We start from the raw sequence: 19,694 nt of genomic DNA, 5'->3' as shown, positions 1-19,694 counted from the left end.
TGTTTTAAGAACATCTTTAGAGGGAGGAGACAGCTTTGATTGGACTAGAGGGCAAAGCCTCGAGCGTCTGCTTCATGTTGGAACCCCTCAAAAGAGAGTTATTGTCCCGCGCGACATAAACCCAGCTATCCTGATATGAGCCAACGGGAGCAAGGAACGTAAGGAGCTCCAAGAAACCAATAACGTCCGTACCGTATTTTTTTGAAAACTTGCGCGCCAGATCATACTTTTTCTGCTGCGTTGCCCTACCCGAATAATCGGACAAAGCATGCTCAAGGTTGCGTGACATATATGCAGCTTTGAAAGGAATCTTCCTTTTATTACAGGTCAGCTCATGCGTCCTAGATAACGTCTTAAGACACGAAGATTTACATTGATTTCTCTGACGCAGCGAGGCGACGTTCGACGTTTCGATTCTATCTTCAAAATAGGAACAACGAGGGGAACAACGAGGCTCATCTTCATCAAAGACAACCAGCGAATCATCGATAAATGCACCATCGGTATCGGACAACAGCACAATGGCGTCTAAATCGGTGACACGCAATTTGTCCTTAGCGAGAAATTCCTTCACGGTATCAACCAACCGCCTCTTAATAGTCGAAGCGGGATTTCCTGCACCGAGAGCATGTACCGATGTGATGTCGCCGCGCACAATCCCAAAACGAGGACCAGGATGCTCCCCGCTTGCAAACAAACTTGTAAGAGCACGACCCAATGCCAGCTCATCAGTTTCGCCTTCGACGATAAACAGAACGAACTTGGTAGCGCCCATTACTCGTCTCCATCCAAGCAGAGCGCGGCGTCGATCGAGTACCTGTCCGTCGAATCGTACAAACGCTGCCCGCTATCGCCAAGGCTAATCGCGCGCAAGTACTGGTCACGCATGTTATTGGTGGGCTTAACACCCTTAAAGCGAACAAACCTATTATCAGGATCTGCAGTGGTCAGAAGAATCTCTGATGCCGGCAGCAATTCAAGAACACGTAGGTTGTGGGCAGTAAACAAGAGCTGCCCCTTGCCAAACGACTCAAGCACGGAAAGAAGCTGCCCCAAGAGGAATTCGAATACGCCCGAGTCGAGCTCGTCAATTGCAAGGAATGCGTCAGAGTACGAATGGACTTCCATAAGGCAGAGCGAGAAAGAGATGAGTTTTCTTACGCCCTCAGATTCACAGCGCAGTGGAATCTCGACCCCATTGCGGCAAGAAAGGAACTCGACTTGCTTGGCGGGTGAATCGCCCTTATCCAAAAGCTGAGATCCAATGACTTTAACCTCGATGGAAAGGCCCGGTACAAGCGTGCCAATTAATCCGCTCACGCGCTTAATCGCAGACGAAACAGCTGGGAAATCATCGTCCTTAATAACAGCGGGCTTAAAAAGATTGACAGAAAGGTGACCCTTCTGGCCAAACACGCGGTCATCGATAATATCCATCGAAAGTACGTTTAAGCTGCAAGTTGCATTTGCCAGCGTCGTAAACACATTGACTCGGTAACGGAAATAAAGCCCAAGCTCGGCGAGCAGGCAATACAGCGGAGTGAGAATCTCTTGATGGGCACTCTTGAAAGAAGCCGATTGCAGCTCGTACACCGCCTCATTAATCTGCAATTGCTCCGGAGGTTCCTCCTTCATATAAAGATTGAAATCGCAGGCAAAAAGCGAGATCAGATATTTTACAGTTTGTATGGAAAGCATGGGGGACATGTTGCCCCGCTGAAGAACACCTAGCGAAACCAACATCGACATCTTAAGCTGTTGATCCGCGTTCAAAAGATGGGACCAGCGATTTCTGGGCAGAACCTCCGCGGCAGACTCGGGGGCCTCTTGAACAAGCTCCACGAGAGTCCTCTTAGAGCCCCATTTGTCTTTATCGACATTAAATTGTTTTACAGCCATTTTTTCGTGCGAAATCCAAGCAGAGTCTGCTCTACGCGAAAAAGTGACGGTGTAGAACGTAAGAAATAATTCATCCGCGGTATCAATGTTAAACTCAATGTCAATTGAAAAAGAGTCTTTGCCAGGATAAAAGCAGTCGAGAACTTTCTGCCTGTCATACGCGGCACCCGTCATCAGGGTTTTGACCAGGTCAATCGCCTCAATTACAGAAGTCTTGCCGGAGCCATTTTGGCCATAAATGCCTATAACGTCCGTCCCGGGCACAAAGGCAGAGCCGGGCTTCGATTTCGTAAAGGCAATCTCGCCAAAGGCAATATTCTTAAAATCATGCAACGCGATCTGAACAATACGAACCATCAGCAGTCTCCTAGCGTGGAAGTTGCTGACAATCATACTAGATATCGATATATTTTATCGAATTAGTTATAAATTATTACGAAATCTAGAAATGATTATCCTCGAAAGTCTTGCTAATCGAATTGTTTTGAAGGTCGATCGACCGCAACGATGGATAAAACCAGAAGTATGCGGCAAAATTAGGACAGGTCGACTACGTCAAATGGCGACAACGCGTTTACCTGCGGTTTCTTAGTGCGATAAAGGTGATGTGCTCGGGGGTTCCGGAATTTACCGCATACTTTCGAAAGCAACGATAAAAACCGAGCGCTCTAAGCAGGAAAGCGCAACGAAGTCTTTACCAAAACATCCCTTAAACGCAAAAACCGCCTTCCGGCGGTTCCCGCGGACCAAGCCGGACGTACCGTCGCAAGGCCTCATCACAACGATTACTTTAAGGGAAAACTCGGGGTCCGTCAATCCGATATCACCTATCTGAGCGAGACCGACATACGCCAGCGCTGCGGGGTCGGCCGATAGCAACAAATAGGCACCGAAATAGGTGCAGGTCAATCAGACGCCGCAACAAAAGAGCACCGAGGTCCGCAGAGAGAAGCATCGTTAAATCATCCAGTCTCAAGCGTAATCACAAGTAAGATTTATCAACATAAAAGCTGAAGTGCCAGTTTTTAAGCCGCGTATCAGCATCCCCGTTGTCATCAACAAACCCAGAGAGCATATCCGCACCGTCGGTAATTGGGCAGCAATCGCCCTCGTATTTCATAAAAGGAAAAGCACCGTCCCTGGAACCGGCAGCAAACACAAAACCTGATGGATCGATTACCCAACAGACGTATGCGTCCTTTCCGCGAGAAAGCAGCAACGATCCGTTGCAGTCTTTGGGCAAGAAGCAGTTAAACGCCTCATCCAAAGACGAATAGATGCCGGATTCCATCCAACTCCGATTCTCCAAGCTTGCAATTGTCCAAAGAAAGGACTTCATCTCTTCCAGATATGTCCAGTCAAGCCATATCCCATCTTGATCAAACCCGCTCCTCCCCTTACCCAATTCAAACCGCTTAACCTTAGCGTTGGCGTTAGCGGCGACTGTGTCAATTTCACGCTTAAAATTGTCCAAGTAGGAAGCTTTTTCAGACGGGTTTAAACACCCTAGATACTCATGGGCATTCCATCCGTTGAAATGTCTGATGTATCGAAAGTTTGGAAGCAACGCCATTGCGATATTAATAAACTCCTTTGCAGGCAGGTTCTCCCCCACAACGTTAATCCGCATGGACATCGATTCTAGCGAGGCATAATAGGCAAGGGCGAGAACATAAGGCGCGATGAATATTGGGTACCAGATTGAAAGAAATAACGAGCTTAATTCATCGCCCCAGTCCATAGAAAACCAAGTATTTGAGAGCAGTAACGTTGCTGCAACAAAAACTATGATGCCCAAAACAGCTCTCGCGTTTTCAAACAGGCGTAGATTGGATAGCTCACGCTTGGATGAATATAGAGCATATCCAATACCCAAAAACAAAATAACTAGTTGAAGAACAACCTCAACCAGAATCGGGAAACAAACCAAGTTGATATAGAAAGACGTTAGTGCGCCAAAACCGACCTCGGGAACAATCAATTCATTTTTAATAGAAGTAACCGATGTGGTCTTGGACGCAATTAGCATGGAGGGAAACCCAACAAATACAACTTCAAGAATCGTGTCCAGCAAGATGCCCGTATTCCAAAACCCGCAAACAAACGCACCGTATATCAAAAGCAAGGAGTACGCTACAAGGATGAGCGCAGGGACCAGAATTTTGGGATTTAGCGCAAGTTTAGCAACATCGGCAAACGATTTAATAACACTTAACAACTTACCCTTAGCCAGTAGGTAAATCGCTAAAAGACCTATCAATATTATTGACGCATATTCACGGTTATCCATTTGTCCAATGAGAGTTGCAACCACCCATTGGACTCTACTGAAGATCAATCAAGCTCCCTAGCCATGTTGAATCTAGACTCTGCCCCGACTGACTCGAACGCCGCCTCGTCGAGCAGCACGCTAAGCGTATGCTTGACGGTTTCCTCGCCAGAATCTCTGGATGAAGACTGCTATTCTGGGAAAAGCGCTTCGATCAAATCGTCTGCATATTTAGCAACCTCTTCATAGGGAGTATCATCTAAGTCGAATCCGTTAAAAACATTTTCAAATTCATTAATTGCCTGTTCGCAAGCGTCGACAAGGAAGGTGAACAATTGATCCGCAGTCCTTACCTGAAGCATGTCCGCATAGTGATTTACAAAAGCATCAGCAGCGCGCACAATGTCACCATCTCGCAACATTGCAGGATATTCCACCTGAGAAATAACCTCAATACTCAACGAAGACAGCAATTGAACAAGCCCGCGATATTTCGAAATGAGCTTTTTATATTCCGCACGCCCTTGATCGCCAATAAGATGAGTCGGAACATCCAGGGGATCCGAATATTTTAGTAAAACACGCCCAAACCCCAAACAGCGCCTTGTTGTCTCACAGAGCCAAAATGGCTTTATATACTCAATAAACTCAGGCCATGAAAACAATTTAATATTGCTATATCGCGCAGCATTAATAGCCCCCTCTTGAAACCCAAATCGCGAAATCAACAACCCAAGAGAAGCGCCACTATCACCAACTACCCGGCTAAATGCAAACACCTTTTCCTGAGGAACAGCTGTGTTCCAATATTTACATTCGCATATAATTGGCCCATACAAGCTCTTTTTGGGCTGAGCAAAAACGTCAACGGTTACAGTTCCTCGCGCCAAGGCAATAGTTTTCTGAACCTCAGCATCCATTCCAGAAGCTGTCAGAATCTGTGCAACGGACCTCTCCATCTCCTTCCAGTTTTCCGGAGGATCGGAAACAGGCAATCCTTGAAAGACCATATGAAGCAACCTTCAATCAACATCAACGCGATGAAACAGCATTATAAGGATAAGAGAACTGACTGAAATATAGCCATCGGATTTTGCAGGGGTCCACGCCGGCCCTAGCGCCTACACGAAATAGCGATCATGCCCAAAAACGACTAGCAACGTGGATGTTGAATACCGGGTCGCAACGATAAACACTGAACTCATAAGGAGTTCCCCGTCACAATCGGACAGTTCGTCTTACTCAATGAAAAGAAAACGGGGACACACCCAAAGGATGCGTCCCCGATAAGAAGGCTTCAACCTTCTTTGTATTGTGAGTGAGTATTATAGCTATAGCCCTGTTTCCCAAAAGAGACTATTTTCTAATTCACAAACCAGCCATTTATCAGGCCGCTAATAAAAGCGAAACCGGTTCTTATTTGATCATTACGAAGATAATAGCTCTCGTTGCGATACATTCTTTCAACTAGCCTGCGCAGCTGATTTCCTTTATTAGTCATTACCCCGGTTGAAGCCATAGTACTGTGAAGGTACAACGTAGTCGCAATATGCTGTAGACGTTCGTTTGATAGCTTGGCCTTAACATTCACATCTTGGAGTTTAAGAGCCGTCACAGCATTTCTTACGTCATACGAAACGTTATACCTGGGATTACCCGACTTCAGATCATTGATAATACAGTTATTATGCGCGCAGGCATTCCTAAGGCCCTTCACAGCCTGCAGTTCATAGGCGCGTCTTCTAAATTCCCCATCATGAAGATAGCGAGAAACCGAGAACCAAAAATCAATGAAAGTTCCAAAAGTAATCAACTCTGTAAAAACCCAAACTGGATAACCAGTTTCCCTATAGGCCGAAATAAGACCATTGATATAGCAGCTATTTAGCCTTGAATCAATTTCGCGCGTCACGCTTCCGCCCGATACGCCCTCATACTGTGAGCGTCTTTTGCCACAGAGGTACTGCTCGACAATCTCATACGGATCAACGGAGTCACGCCCAAGTCTCTCAAGCAGCTCAACTTTTGAAAAGTGCTCGATATCGATTGTCATGGGCAGTAAGACTTGCCGCAATTCATAGTCAATAACAGATAGATCCTGGAGCATGGCGAAATCGAGACCAATATACTTGCCATCATTTACTCCACCAACGACCTTATCGAAACCGCACCGATACGAGCGGAGCCTGAAATAATTATTGTTATGCTTTAAATAACTCAGAGCTTCTTGTTTGCTCATCAAGCTGAACGCTACGCCCTTACGTTCCAAATGCTCAATCTGTTGTTCAGGAGTAAGCCATGGCTTATCGTGCATAACGCCCCCAACGGTCGTTCTTTATTAAAGAACAGGATAACAAACAACTGACATTGGAAATTTGTAAGGTGAAAGCCCGTAAGGGTAACGATTAAGGGCAGAGCCACCGGCGGACCGTTACAACTAGACCTATTTGTTCAAAAGAGATTAATCTAAAGACACATTTAGCAAATCAACGCGCAAAAGAAGCCTAGCGGAGCGAAGCAGATTGTTACTAGAATTCCGGCAGCTCGGGTTTCAGCCTTCTTGCATTTGAACTCGCGAGGCACCTGCCGACAGACGTAAGCCTCAGAGCCAACCGAATCGAATCCCACCAATTGATAAGGGTAACCAATGATGGATATCGGAACATCTCCTTCTTGAGGTTTCCCCTAATCACCTCATCACAAGAATTATCTTTACTCAAACTGCAAATATATCGAAATGCTTTTATTTGATCACTATTGAGCTCGGTTTGCGACGCTGAAGGATCAGAGGGCGAATAAAGGGATAGCCCTTCAAAATTATTAATATGCCTAAGGGGCAAACGTTTATATCCTGGGTTCAATTCATGCTCAACAAGCAAATTAGCGGGTAGACCCACTTCTGAAAGCTTATCCAACGCTTCAGCTTCTTCATCAGAACCGGCTTTAACACCGCAAACGGTATATCCATCCAGTTGCTTAAACTGAATATCGAGATAGGGCACCAGCGATGCGATAGGTGAAGATCTAACGGCACCAAGGATATCCAAATCGTCTATCCACTCTTGCCCACTAGGAAGAAGCTCCAACGGGAGCACATCAATCAACCCAGCTAAAGACTCGATACTTTTCTTTATATCGCCACTCACAGGTGTGAAGGCTCGCGCAACATGCAGTGTCGTCAATCCAGCAAGCTCCTCATCAGTAAGAAACTCGACAATCTCAATCGCCTTAGTTACCCCAGTGGCAACATGGCGATCCGATGGTGACTCGAAGCGTTTGACTAAAAGCTCAGCCAGCATCTGATGATCAGCAACGGAGTTAGTCCTAGCCGCGGCATTTGCGGCTGCACCTAACGTCGCCGCACACGACGGCTCGCGAAGCGATTCGAAAAGCTGTAATTGATTCCCGACAATGGCATACAGCTCATCTTTAAAACTATTCAACCTCTGTTCGACGGCAAGCCTTGACTCCATAAGGCAAGACTCAATAGCCCTGTCGCACGCAGCGCTTACGATGTCATAAACCCGCTCTTCAGATATCCCGATGTTCTGCACAAACGTCTGCGTTTGAATCTGGTTTGCATTATCGCCAGCCTTTTGGATTTGCTTATTTGTCGTTGCGCTCATTTACGACACCAACCTGAATCTGCTTTGAGCCTTTACCGGCCTTCTGAGACTGCTTGACGGATCTCTGCCCAACCTTGTAGCTGACGGGAACACTAACTAGAGCAGTCACGAGAGCGCCGGCAATAGCCGCTATAACCGATGAGCCCAGACCATCAAACATGGACGCCGGATCCATAAGCAACCTCCAAAGCAGCTAGGAACAGATAAGTGTTGACAATAGAAGTCTATCGCTGAAATATGTGCCGGTACATCACAAAAGTGAACAGGTCTTTAAAGATGAACAGGACACTACCACGGTATGTCATGTATTGACTAAAGGTCGTCTGCATCTTATCAACGGCCCCCTACCAAATAGCCCTTTTAATTAATCGCAGCCGAATTAAAGCTTCAACCTGGCGCGCACCTTCACGATCCAGCGACTTTGGATACAATAGATAGAACAAATGTACGAATCAAATAGATTGGAATGCTATGTCGAATAAAACCAAGGCCCCAGACCTCTTCACGGTGTACTACATGAACCATTCCAAGGTTTATGAGATGCGCATGTTGCTAGATAACACGCTTTGGAAAGATGGCTCAAATGAAGAAAATAAGGCCACCTCTGGCAATGCTGAAATCAACGCAAAAGGCGAAACCAAGGTTCCAATATTTACAAAATTTACCGTAGAAGGAGGCGGCGACTTGGGACATGAGAAGCGAACGAAGATGATCGATACGTTCGAGTACATAAACACCATGAGCCGCATGCTCGCCGACATCAAAAGAAACTGCCTCGATTTTGACAAAGAAAAGAGAGATGAGGGCGACCTAGTTTACATCGATAACGTACGCCTCTCGCTACTCAACGAGGACGAAGTGCGTACCCTTATAACAGTCATGTCGGGAACGTTCGATGGGATTACAATCCCGGAGGCTGGCGGCCTCGATGTGGGGCACCTATTCCAGTCCTTCATCAAGTCGGGCACGTCATTCAAGCTTATCGGGAGAATCGGCGACGGAAAGAGCAACGACATTATCCTGAAGATTCCAATCGATGGGGCAGATCTCTTCGAGAGCGGCTACTCAATCGATGACCTTCTCATCGGCAAAGTCGGAATCATCGGAATCTGCAAGGGAAAAGTTTATCCATCGAACCTTCGCAGCTCGTACGAATACTTTCAAACAAAAGGCAAGACAGCTGAACCGGACGACGGCTTCATTGATGGCTCATACAAAGAACGAACGGACGATCAAGTAGACAATCCGACAACAGAAAAAGATGAGACCGAAGCAACCTATATCGATGTCATCGCAGTCATCCAGGCAGTCAATAAAAAGAGTGAATAAGCCATGCTGAACTTAATCACATACAGAAAGGACCAGTTCGCCCGTCTCAGGGGCCGGCTCGAAAGCGAAGGATACGAATATACCTCGGCGTTATCTCTATCTAGCACGGCACAAATTGCGCTGCAAGCTGGAGAGGGTGATATGGCACTCGATGTTTCATCGCTTTTATCCCTACTCGATCCCACTGGCGGCAAAGGAAGCATGGCCGCAACATTTGAAGGTCTTCTCTATCAAATGCCTGAAAACACGGTGTTCACTGCCGATGAAACAACAGCAGGCAGATACGCATACGAAATGCGCACCATATTTGACACCGTACGACAATGCGATATCGAAGGAGATACCGAAGATCAAGCCATGCCAACTGAAGAGAAGCCAAAACGCCTGATAGACCTAGACGACTCAGAGACAAAAGAGTTACTCGACCAGTTCGTACACGACCTCATCGGGCAGGACAATTTCAAAGATGATTTCCGCAAACAGGTCGAAATTTTCAGGCTGTTTAACAGCATCGGAGAACAGCCGATTCTCTCCCTGTTCCTGATCGGCCCCTCCGGCGTGGGCAAAACCGAGACTGCAAGGATCCTCAGTAGCCTGCTCGCGCCGGGGGAATCGCTGGCAAAAATCAACTTTGGCAACTACAGCAGCAAGGACTCGCTCAATTCACTCATCGGCAGCCCGCGTGGCTACATGGGCAGCGAAGAGGGCGAGCTAACAATGAAGATAGAGCGCAGTAAGTCGGGCGTCATTCTCATCGACGAGTTCGAAAAGGGAGATTCAGCAGTATGGAGCTTCTTCCTCGACCTGCTTGAGAACGGCAAGTTCACGGATTCCCAGGGCGAGGAACACGACCTTAACGGCTATACCATAGTATTCACCTCGAACACACCGAGAACCGAGGTGCAGGAAAAGTTCCCACCGGAACTGCTCTCGAGGCTCAATCTCAAAGTAGATTTCGCGGCCCTGAGCGATAAGGAGAAAAAGACCTTCGTAAGCAGGTATATAGCATCGGTCGCTAAAAAATACCGTTCAAGCGTCGACGAGTCTCTTGAAGATCAGAGCGTTATCGCCGAACGAGCGCTTCAGGAGATCAACACCGCAAACGAAGATAATATCCGTATCCTCAAGAACAACGCGCGAAAATGGTTCGCGGACTACATCGCAGAACGAAAAGAGGGTCCGTCGGAAACGTTGGCGTAAGGATGACGCCCTAGCGCCCGATTACCGAAAAACGGTCCTCGTCCTAGAGTCTGAAATCACCACAACAACAGGTTCTGGGAAAGAACGAAGACCGCTGCAGAAATCTTGTCAGACCCGACGCCGGACATGCTCTACATGCCCCGTTTCGATGATGGCGCCATCGACATGCAGGAGCTGCTCAGGAGCCTCGCCGAGCAGGTCGTGGACGTTGTGATGGGCGCAGAAGCCGACCGGCCGTGCGGGAGCGGAACCGAATAAATCAATTTGCGAGTGAAGGTTTTGGGGAACGTCCCTATCATGGTCTCAAGGTGCCCGGACGAACGAGTTAGCCCGGGACAGAACCGCTCAAGAAAGGACATGCCATGTCCAACGACGGCATCACATATCTACTCAAGTTCGCACCCAGGGAAGCATAAATCGACGACTTGATAAACGGTCGCCTCTACATGAACGCAGCCGGCTACTACCATGGCCTGCCTGGCGAACAGGGCGACCCGCTCGAAGCGTCCATAGTTCCCGAGGTATGCCTAAGCGGAAATCACTGTCTACCCATCTACTGCATGTATACGGTCCGCGAGAGCGAAACCTTCAACAACTGCGTCCAGAGCCCAATGCGCATGATCCGGGAGTTCGGATGCGCAGACGGATGGATCGGCATCGTGCGGTACGAAAGCTTCGCGCGCCTTATAGACAGCCACACCACCGGCGGCGAGGAGGTATACGCCCACGGCGCCATCTCCTATGGCATCCCCGGACCAAAGCTGATCGAGGAAATTTCCAAGGCACGATCTGCAACCTACTTATCAAAACGCCCAAGTACGCTTACCAGCAGGAATATCGAATCATCGGGTCGAACCCGGTCGAGTGCCGCCTGAGGCCCGATACCAAGCACCCTGGATGCAAAATCGAAGAATATGGCCACGCAGAGCTGGACCTGGGTAGCCAACTCACAGGCTTTTCCTGGAAGACGCCCGTGTCGAGCCTCGCGGAGGAACAACACAGACTCGCGCTGGAGCTTCCGCAGCACGCATAGACAACCCAACGCATGCCGCATAGCCGCCGGATGGGGAAACAGAAAGCCAACAACCATCCCTCCCCTCCCCAACATTCCCCAGAAAGTTCGCTGATGTTGACTGTGGTTCCCGTAAAATAAACCCAGTAAAATATGTGCGGAGTGCTGGCCTGGAGCTGCCTTCGAACCCTATTGGCTGCTCACCGAGAGGCTCCGCTATGAAACGACCCCTTTACTACCTGCTCTGCGCGATCGCGTGCACGTCCATGGTCAGCTCGACGATGCTCATGGCAGCCGTCGCGGAAGCCATCCAGCCTCAGGCAGCCGCCGAGCAGCAAGCGCAAGCTGACGCCACGAGCAGCGACACAGGCAAGGCCGAAGACGGCACCAACACAAATACGACAGCAGATACCGCAGAGGACAGCACCGCAACATCCACCGGCACCAGCGCCGTCAACACGGAAAGCGCCGACGGCACCGCCGCCGCAACCGGCACCCCCGCCCCATCCCTCCGAGCCCAGACCAACCCCACGCCCACCGCAATCTCCACCACGCCGAAAACCACCTACGCCCACTCCGCCACCGCAACCCAAAACGGCGTCACCTTCACCGTCTCGTGGAACGCCGCCCCCGCGGGCACCGCGACGACCTTCCACGTAACCCAAGCCAACGGCTCGTCCCAGGCCAAGGCGCGCATGGACGTGCCCACCTATTGGGACGGCGGCAGCCAGGAAAGCGTCTGCGACCCGTCGCGCCAGGCATGGGCCAGCTACTACAGCCTGAGCACCGCGGGCCACGACTTTACCTTTGACTTCACAGCGTCGGGCACGTACCGCATCTACTTCTACTTTATGGACAACGACAGAAACGACCCCCAAAACGACAAGGGGATCTACTACCTGCGAACCATGGCAGAAGTCGCCGTAAACGACACTGCCCGCCCAAGCGTCACGCAGATCGTCAACAACGCCGTAGCCCAGTGCAGGCAAGAAACAAACTGCTCGGAATACGACATGGCGCTGTGGCTCCACGACTGGACGCTCGACCAGTTAGAGTACGACCACAACCTCAACTGGTGCTCGGCCGAAAGCGACCTCACGCGCCACCAGGGCACCTGCGAGAGCTACCAGCGCATCTACTCCAAGCTCCTTAACGCCGCGGGCATCGCCAACGGCCGCATCACCGGCAACGGCCACACCTGGAACGCCGTAAAGATCGACGGCAAATGGTGCCAGATGGACCTAACCCGGGACGACACCAGCGACAACTGGTACGGAGACCTGGACCAGCGCCATCTGTACTTTGGCCTGACCGACGAGCTCATGGCAATCGCCCACTCCGATCACACGGCAAACTACCAAAAGGACGACTACGCCTACCGCTCGACCGACCTGTCCAACAATTACTTTGTGCGAAATGGCAAGGCCGATGAATGGGCCGAGAATTATGCCGACCGCATTCAGCAGCATCTGGACGCCAAGGAAGAGAGCTTTTCCATTGATGCTGATAATCAGTCTTTCCCGCCGAGCATCTCGGGAATTCAGAATGGGATTGTTGCGTATGCGATGAATCAAATAGACCGGAAGACCGCTGGAAATAAAGACTATCTATCGGCCGAGTCGAAGGTCGAGATGACGTCGAGCAGCAGCTGAACCGCGGCAGGGGCTCGACACCTGCTCGGTGGATGCCGTCCCCCAGGCGGCGAAGGTGAGGGGGATCCAGCCCGAGGGGATGTAGGAATGCGATAGGAAAGTCATAGATGCGGGCGCGTTGGCTAAAATGGGTCGGCCGGGATTGGTCAATCTCGGCCGACTATATATGCCTAAATTATTCCGGTGCTAGCAAAACACCAGCATCTACAACCTTATCAGTAGGAATTCCCCTTTTATAAGGTGAGCGACATCTTTACTTAGCCACAAACGTCACCCGCCGGCATGCACCTATCATGCACCTATTTAGCAGCTTTATACCCGTGAACACGCTAACGAATCCGTAACTCTTTCAAAGAAAAGGCCTGTAAAATATCAACTATTGTCAGTATTTATTGTCAGTATTAATAGAATTAAGTCTGTCAATGATGCGTGGACTCGCATCATTGTTTTTTGATATGGAGTTGATGACAAGATATTCCCTCTCAGATAATTCTCCGGAAAGGTCCACTTCATAACACTTATCAAATAGATTGATTTCGGGCAACCTGGAATCATCAATATAGGCATTATTATCCGATATAACTTCAAGCAGTTTATTCCTTTGTTTGACATCAAGTCGCCAGTCGATACACTCCATAGCATCAATTACCAAGGGACAGCTAAGATTAAAAAGTTCCTCATTATATGCAAGCAAAAATGGTGCATCTATGAACAAAAGGAGAGCTAAAGCCTCGGGATCAATATCAATAGATTCACTATTTTGAAGAAGGCTTAAAAGGTAGTTGGAAATGCTGGCTTCAAATTTTTCAATGCGTTCACCCGAATTATAAATTTCGCTATTTAAGTAATTCAAAATAAAAGAGAAATCGTTTTTAAATTGTAGTTTATGGAGTTCCGATTCAAGTTTAGCGGCAACCTTATTCTCTGGAGAACGCAGGAGAAAGTCAAATAAATAGAAATTGTCTAATGATTTTTTGGTTGCAAAGTCTACATCGCTAAGAAGAGAAACGATGGAAGGGCATGAATCGATTTGATATTCCCACCCAAGTCCGTTATTGCCAGATGAAATTGAGGACAAAAACCAAGCATCCCTCCAAGAGAGTGACGAAGAACCGTGACTAATATAGTTTATTAAACCAGGAGAAAGACTCTGCTGGATAATAAGATTTTTGATAACAGGGTAACGACGGTCATCAACGATAGTCGAATTGTCAATATTCAGCTCATCTATAAGATGCAATTCTTCATTGTTCATAAAAATGCGCGAGAGTAGCGCTAGTCGCTTCGAACCCTCTTTATATTTATAGACAATCGGAATTGGCTTTAACCCAACAAGCGCTGAAAGTAAATTTGCCTCAACAAGCAACGAATATAAAAAACCTTTTTGCTGTTGAAATAAGGCAAAATCATCCGGAAAGAATATTTTATAAGCAACAACAGCAGCTAATCCGTCATCGTCTTCTTCATTGGCTAATCCAAGAACACTCTTATACGACATAATTTCATTAAAGAAATCAACCACTAGTCTTGCCTCTGAAAAACCTGGGGCAATTGCATTAATCAGCTCATTTGAGATATTAAACTTATATTTGACTACGTTATCAATTAAATGCTCTTTAGCTGAGAAAAGGTCAACGTAGGGAACCACCGGAAGAATAAAATCAAATAATTTAACTCGTTCGTCAGAGATGTATAAATCATCAGAAATCAAGTAGATGAACTTAACTGGGTTCTCACTCTCGCCTTTTCTTAGATTGACACACCTATTTAAGAACACCAGCTCTTCAATTATCATCGGGGCGACATCTGGTGCCCTATCTAAATCCTCAAACACAAAGCAGTCGCAACTCGATGAAATAATCAAATTGATTATGGTCTGCAGATTTTGATCAATAACGGAAACACCGTTGTTGTCAAGTTCAATTTCGAATTCACTAACTGACAACTTCTTGATTGTGTTAATTCCGCCCAGGAAGCTCAATGTGAAATAGCCAACCATGCCGACCATGAGACTAAAAAGAAGCAACAGCGATACTCTAATGACAATGGACTCGAATAGCGACTCTGAATATACAAGGGTGCCGATTAGGAACATTATTGACAGATAGATGGCAACGAATAATTTCCTTTTCTTATTAATAGGAACGGATAAGCAGCCAACTCCTGCGCTTGCCAAATCAAACTCTTTGGAATATTGAATCAATTGATTCAATATTCCAAGCTCAATTGAATTCCGATATTCATTAGTATTTTTTAAACCGCGATGGGTAGGGTCTATAAAATTAATCGTTGATAGAACAGCGATTTTTGTGCTTTTAAATTTATCCGAGTGCATCACATAGTTTATAAGGGACGATTTACCACTTCCAAATGGACCAGTAACCGCAGCATTTCGCACCCGATCTGATGTAAATATAAAATGCAAATCATCTAGATAAGGTGACATCGACTTGTCATCGGGTACAGTTGCTGCCATAGATTGTTTCATGAATTCACACAGCCTAGCAAGGATGCACTGAACTTAACAAAACGATAGTCAAGCAGCATAACAACCCCAATCATCAGTTAACCAAATTGAGAGATCAACAAGCGGATGATAACGTCATGCGCCAGACAGTGAACGCTTATAGCAATAGTACCTCCTGGCACATATGAAGAAAGCGGCAGCGTGATCTTTCTTCAAACGATAGCCGAATAATCAGACTGCAAGGCACAAATTGGGCGTGCCCAAGTTATGCACTCAACTAGTCGCATGCGCTCCCAAACGACAGGCGTTGCATCTTTTCAGAACGAAATACGACAAATCAGGTTTGACTATCATTACGTCACATGGAGCCTGCTCGATGTACCCACATGGCAGCCTCCGAATTTCGAAGGCCATACCGTTTACCGAAGTAAAGATAGCAAATCGAGGCTGAATCTAATGGGATCACAGACAGTGTTAACGCAACTGAAAGGTAGAGGGACATGCCCACACAGGCGGCCGATGATTCCATCAATAGCATAGGCGCTGTACAAGGGCTTTCTTTTTAGGATGTTGTCCTATTTCCGACTACCAATACGCGGAACTGGTTTTTTGGTTTCGGAGATCGCGTCGAAAATGTAGGTCTAAGGATGACGCCGCAGCGTCCGTTTAACGAAGAACGGCCTTCGTCATAGAATCCGAAATCACCATAACAACAAGTTCTGGGAAAGGACGAAGACCGCTACGGAAATCTTGTCAGACCCGACGCCAGACATGCTCGCCAAGCCCCGTTTCGACGACGGCGCCATCGATATGCAGGAGCTGCTCAGGCGCCTCGCCGAGTAGGTCGCGAACGACGTGATGGACGCCGAGGCCGACCAACTGTGCGGGGGGGGCGGGGCGAACAGCCGCAACGGCCGCTGCGAACAAAGCCCCGCCGCATGCGTGGGCATGCTTACGCTGCGCATCCCAAGCTGCGCATCGGTAGCTTCTTCCCGGAGAACGAGCTCGAGCGCTACCAGCACGTCGACTGAGCCCTCGTGGCCGCCGTGGCCGGGATGTACGCCACGGGCGAGTTTTTCTCCTAGCTCAGGGGCGCGGTTTCTCCGGCATGCGGCTCGTCACCGACGTCATTTGCGGGGATGCTCGGTGCGCTCGAGGAGGTGTTCCCCGGGGGCCCGCTACCAGCGCTGCACGGTGCATTTCTACCGCAACGCGCTGGGAAGGGTTCCCGTGACCAGGCGGAAAGCCGCGGCGCGCATGCTGAAGGCGATCCACGCGCAGGAATCGCGCGAGGTATGCGCCAGAAAGGCCGAGGAGGTGGCGGAGAAGCTGGAGTCGATGCGGCTCAGGACGGCCGCGAGGACGATGCGCAACCGGTTTGCCAAGACGCTGGCCTACACGGAATTCCCGTCTGAGCACTGGCGCCAAATCAAGACGAACAACAGGATCGAGCGCATCAACCGCGAAATCAGGAGGAGGACGAGGGTCGTCGGGATCTTCCCGGACGGCAACTCGGTCCTCATGCTGGTGGCGGCGAGGCTGAAGCACAAAGTGAAGCAAGAGGAAATACCTGGATATATCGAAGGTGGAGGAGATGAACGAACTGAAGGGAAAGACGGAGGGCTAAAAGAAGACGGGGCCGAGGACGGCTAAATCACCTTTCGAAAGATTTTTGACGGCACCTCAACCAGTTCTATTTAACAGCTCATTTGAAAAGTCAGTTCCAAAACTCAGCATAAACCGCAATGCCGACCTCATCCTCACGCATGCGCGTGACGACAAGGTCGGCATTGTCTTTCTTGTTTATGTTCAAATAGAGCAGCTTCATAAAACAGCTCGGAGAAAACTACTGCGCCAGTACGTCCGCAATGCGCTCACTTGCATGTCCGTCACCGTAGGGATTCGACGCATGACTCATGGCCTCGTACTCGGCCTGATCGCTGAGCAGGCGGCTGAACTCGCGGTAGATGACGTCCTCCTCGGTGCCGACGAGCTTCAGCGTGCCGGCGGCAACGCCCTCGGGGCGTTCGGTGGTATCGCGCATGACGAGCACCGGCTTGCCCAGGCTCGGCGCCTCCTCCTGGATGCCGCCCGAGTCGGTGAGGATGAGGTGGCTCGCGGCCATGAAGTTGTGGAAGTCGAGAACCTCGAGCGGGTCGATGATGTGGAGCCTGTCGAAGCCGTCGAGCTCCTCGTGCGCCGCCTTGCGGACGAGTGGGTTCATGTGGATGGGGTAGATCGCCTTGGTGTCGGGGTGCTCCTCCATCACGCGGCGGATGGCGCGGAACATGCGGTGCATGGGCTCGCCCAGGTTCTCGCGGCGGTGAGCCGTGATGAGGATGAGGCGGGAGCCCTCGGCCCAGTCGAGCTCGGGGTGGGAGTAGCCCTCGCGCACGGTGGTGCGCAGGGCGTCGATGCCGGTGTTGCCGGTGACCCAGATCCTGGGCTCGGGCTTGCCCTCGCCGAGCAGGTTCTCCTTGCTCGCCTCCGTCGGGGCGAAGTAGTACTCGCTCACGATATCGACCGCCTGGCGGTTGAACTCCTCCGGCCAGGGGCTGTAGATGTCGTGGGTTCGCAGACCAGCCTCGACGTGCCCCACGGGGATCTGCAGGTAGAAGCACGCGAGCGCAGCGGCGAAGCTGGTCGTGGTGTCGCCGTGGACCAGGACGACGTCGGGCCTCTCGTCCTCGAGGACGGCCCTGAGCTTGAGCAGCACGTCGCACGTCACGTCGAACAGCGTCTGGCCCGGCTTCATGATCGCCAGGTCGTGGTCGGGAGTCACGTCGAAGACGCGCAGCACCTGGTCGAGCATTTCGCGGTGCTGGCCCGTCACGGTCACGACGGTCTCGAACTCATCCCTGCGCGCCTTCAGCTCGTTGACGAGCGGGCACATCTTGATCGCCTCCGGGCGGGTGCCGAAGACGAGCATGATTTTTTTCATTATCGGTCCTTTCTCATGTGCTGAGCCTTATGGGCATGAGAGCTATAAGAAACAGCGGACGATTGCCTCACTACAGAAAGAAGAGCCAAAAACAAAGCTACCGTAAGGACAGCCTCGGATATCGCAATAGCTGACGCAACACCCATGGCGCCCCAAGCATGGCCAAGCCAAACGTTAAGCACCAACGAAAGAACGGAATCGACAATCATAAGCAAGCTATATAGGGACTGATATCCAAAAGGAATGAGAAGCTGAACACCGAGAAAATTGTTTACGATGCCCAGCAACACCCAAATAGCAAGCGGAATGAGCGTATCGGCGCAAACTAGATACTCTTTGCCATAGAGAATCTCGACTACCGGATTGCGAAGGATCGCCATACCAAATAAACCAGCCGCAAACAATACGACCACGGGAATACCAAACTTAGCAACAAGCCGCGCCGCGGAGCGCCGAGATTTCATTCGTTCTTCGTTTACACGCGGATACAGCGCTTGGCCAACAGGAGTAAACATCAGGCTCGCCATTTGCGGCACCTTCAAAATGGCAGCATACGAGCCAACGACCGCACTTGGCTGGCAACCGCCGAGCACCGTAACGCCAACATTTCCAATGATCTTGCCGGCGGCAGATGAAAGAAAAATCGGCATTCCGTCTCGCATCTCACCAAGTATCTGCTTTATAGATGCAAAACCCATTTTGATCCCATAGCGCTTCCAAGCAAATACATGAGTAATAACACCCGAAGCAAGGAAAGTAATTGAATACAGGAACGAGTAAAGCATCAATTGACCGGGGTTTTTTATAAGGAGGAAAATCAGAATGACAGAAAGCCCTCGCGCAGCCGCCGTGGCTATAGTGATGACCTTCATGTCCTGCAAACCCTGAAAAAGCCAGTTGAGCTGTAAAGCAATGCCAACAAGCATAGAAAATAACGCAAGCATACAGGATAGCTGGTCCCCGGTTGCAGCCGACGTAATACCGAGAATTATTACTACGACAAAGCAGGCGGCAACAAGTCCCAGTCGAGCAATAACGACAGCGGACACGAGGTCGTTAAGCTCTTCCCCATCTTTAACCTCAACGACCTTTTTCGTTGCGCTCAGGTTGAAACCAAACTCAACAACAAGCTGAAAATAAGTTATCCAATTAAGAGCAATAGAGAATACGCCATACCGCTCAGCGCCAAACACGCGGGTAACGTAAGGCACCGTAACAAAAGGCAACACTATGTTAATTGCCTGCAGCGCAAGCAACCAGCCAGTATTCTGGAGAAGCTTTTTCTCTTTAAATGCCAAA

15 protein-coding genes are annotated in these 19,694 nt (G+C 49.4%); 6 read left to right on the top strand and 9 right to left on the bottom strand.

Annotation, left to right across the window (positions count from 1 at the left end; all coding sequences use genetic code 11):
* Positions 1–16: 16 nt before the first annotated feature.
* The 6 genes from DXC18_RS00585 to DXC18_RS00560 all read right to left on the bottom strand — a co-directional run bounded on the left by DXC18_RS00585 (position 17) and on the right by DXC18_RS00560 (position 7,794).
* Positions 17–775 carry a hypothetical protein gene (locus DXC18_RS00585; protein WP_117716024.1) on the bottom strand — a complete coding sequence of 253 codons (759 nt, stop codon included), beginning with the start codon at positions 773–775 and terminating at the stop codon, positions 17–19.
* Positions 775–2,256, bottom strand: coding sequence for an AAA family ATPase (locus DXC18_RS00580; RefSeq protein WP_158551914.1), 1,482 nt, complete (start codon positions 2,254–2,256; stop codon positions 775–777). Before DXC18_RS00580 ends, DXC18_RS00585 begins: the two co-directional genes overlap by 1 nt.
* Before the next feature lie 625 nt (positions 2,257–2,881).
* The gene (locus tag DXC18_RS00575; protein WP_199412157.1) at positions 2,882–4,189 is read right to left on the bottom strand and encodes a hypothetical protein; all 1,308 of its coding nucleotides are present in this window, start codon (positions 4,187–4,189) and stop codon (positions 2,882–2,884) included.
* 170 nt (positions 4,190–4,359) lie between these two features.
* Positions 4,360–5,178 carry a restriction endonuclease gene (locus DXC18_RS00570; RefSeq protein ID WP_117716021.1) on the bottom strand — a complete coding sequence of 273 codons (819 nt, stop codon included), beginning with the start codon at positions 5,176–5,178 and terminating at the stop codon, positions 4,360–4,362.
* Between the two features lie 353 nt (positions 5,179–5,531).
* On the bottom strand, positions 5,532–6,482 hold the full coding sequence (locus DXC18_RS00565) for an Abi family protein (RefSeq protein ID WP_117716020.1): 951 nt from the start codon (positions 6,480–6,482) through the stop codon (positions 5,532–5,534).
* Between the two features lie 214 nt (positions 6,483–6,696).
* Complete coding sequence (locus DXC18_RS00560) at positions 6,697–7,794, bottom strand: LPO_1073/Vpar_1526 family protein (RefSeq protein WP_117716019.1); 1,098 nt, start codon at positions 7,792–7,794, stop codon at positions 6,697–6,699.
* 516 nt (positions 7,795–8,310) lie between these two features.
* On the opposite strand from DXC18_RS00560, the gene DXC18_RS00550 reads away from it, so the two are divergent.
* The 5 genes from DXC18_RS00550 (at position 8,311) to DXC18_RS00530 (ending at position 12,987) form a co-directional block, all read left to right on the top strand.
* Positions 8,311–9,123 (top strand): hypothetical protein, encoded by an 813-nt coding sequence (locus DXC18_RS00550; RefSeq protein ID WP_147330245.1) that lies wholly within the window; start codon positions 8,311–8,313, stop codon positions 9,121–9,123.
* Positions 9,124–9,264: 141 nt separating this feature from the next.
* A complete protein-coding gene (locus DXC18_RS00545) occupies positions 9,265–10,323 on the top strand; it encodes an AAA family ATPase (RefSeq protein WP_233508959.1) in 1,059 nt (352 codons plus the stop codon).
* Positions 10,324–10,449: 126 nt separating this feature from the next.
* Positions 10,450–10,581: a hypothetical protein gene (locus DXC18_RS10765; RefSeq protein WP_255413448.1), complete on the top strand. Its 132-nt coding sequence runs from the start codon at positions 10,450–10,452 to the stop codon at positions 10,579–10,581.
* Positions 10,582–10,769: 188 nt separating this feature from the next.
* On the top strand, positions 10,770–11,198 hold the full coding sequence (locus tag DXC18_RS10510) for a hypothetical protein (protein WP_199412156.1): 429 nt from the start codon (positions 10,770–10,772) through the stop codon (positions 11,196–11,198).
* 355 nt (positions 11,199–11,553) lie between these two features.
* Positions 11,554–12,987 (top strand): transglutaminase domain-containing protein, encoded by a 1,434-nt coding sequence (locus DXC18_RS00530; protein WP_158551909.1) that lies wholly within the window; start codon positions 11,554–11,556, stop codon positions 12,985–12,987.
* Between the two features lie 382 nt (positions 12,988–13,369).
* Here the strand turns inward: DXC18_RS00530 and DXC18_RS00525 are convergent, their stop codons facing one another.
* Positions 13,370–15,475 (bottom strand): hypothetical protein, encoded by a 2,106-nt coding sequence (locus tag DXC18_RS00525; protein WP_199412155.1) that lies wholly within the window; start codon positions 15,473–15,475, stop codon positions 13,370–13,372.
* Positions 15,476–16,600: 1,125 nt separating this feature from the next.
* On the opposite strand from DXC18_RS00525, the gene DXC18_RS10380 reads away from it, so the two are divergent.
* The gene (locus tag DXC18_RS10380; protein WP_158551907.1) at positions 16,601–17,107 is read left to right on the top strand and encodes a transposase; all 507 of its coding nucleotides are present in this window, start codon (positions 16,601–16,603) and stop codon (positions 17,105–17,107) included.
* A 193-nt stretch (positions 17,108–17,300) separates the two neighbouring features.
* Here DXC18_RS10380 and wecB read toward each other — a convergent pair whose 3' ends face one another.
* On the bottom strand, positions 17,301–18,395 hold the full coding sequence (gene wecB / locus DXC18_RS00515; protein WP_117716010.1) for a non-hydrolyzing UDP-N-acetylglucosamine 2-epimerase: 1,095 nt from the start codon (positions 18,393–18,395) through the stop codon (positions 17,301–17,303).
* The gene (locus tag DXC18_RS00510; RefSeq protein WP_158551905.1) at positions 18,395–19,693 is read right to left on the bottom strand and encodes a flippase; all 1,299 of its coding nucleotides are present in this window, start codon (positions 19,691–19,693) and stop codon (positions 18,395–18,397) included. The genes wecB and DXC18_RS00510 overlap by 1 nt, the downstream gene beginning before the upstream one ends.
* Position 19,694: the final 1 nt, after the last annotated feature.

It is taken from the genome of Collinsella sp. OM08-14AT (assembly GCF_003438115.1).
Lineage (GTDB): Bacteria > Actinomycetota > Coriobacteriia > Coriobacteriales > Coriobacteriaceae > Collinsella.
Note: the sequence above shows the minus strand (reverse complement) of the source record. Positions and strands in the feature narration are given on the sequence as shown.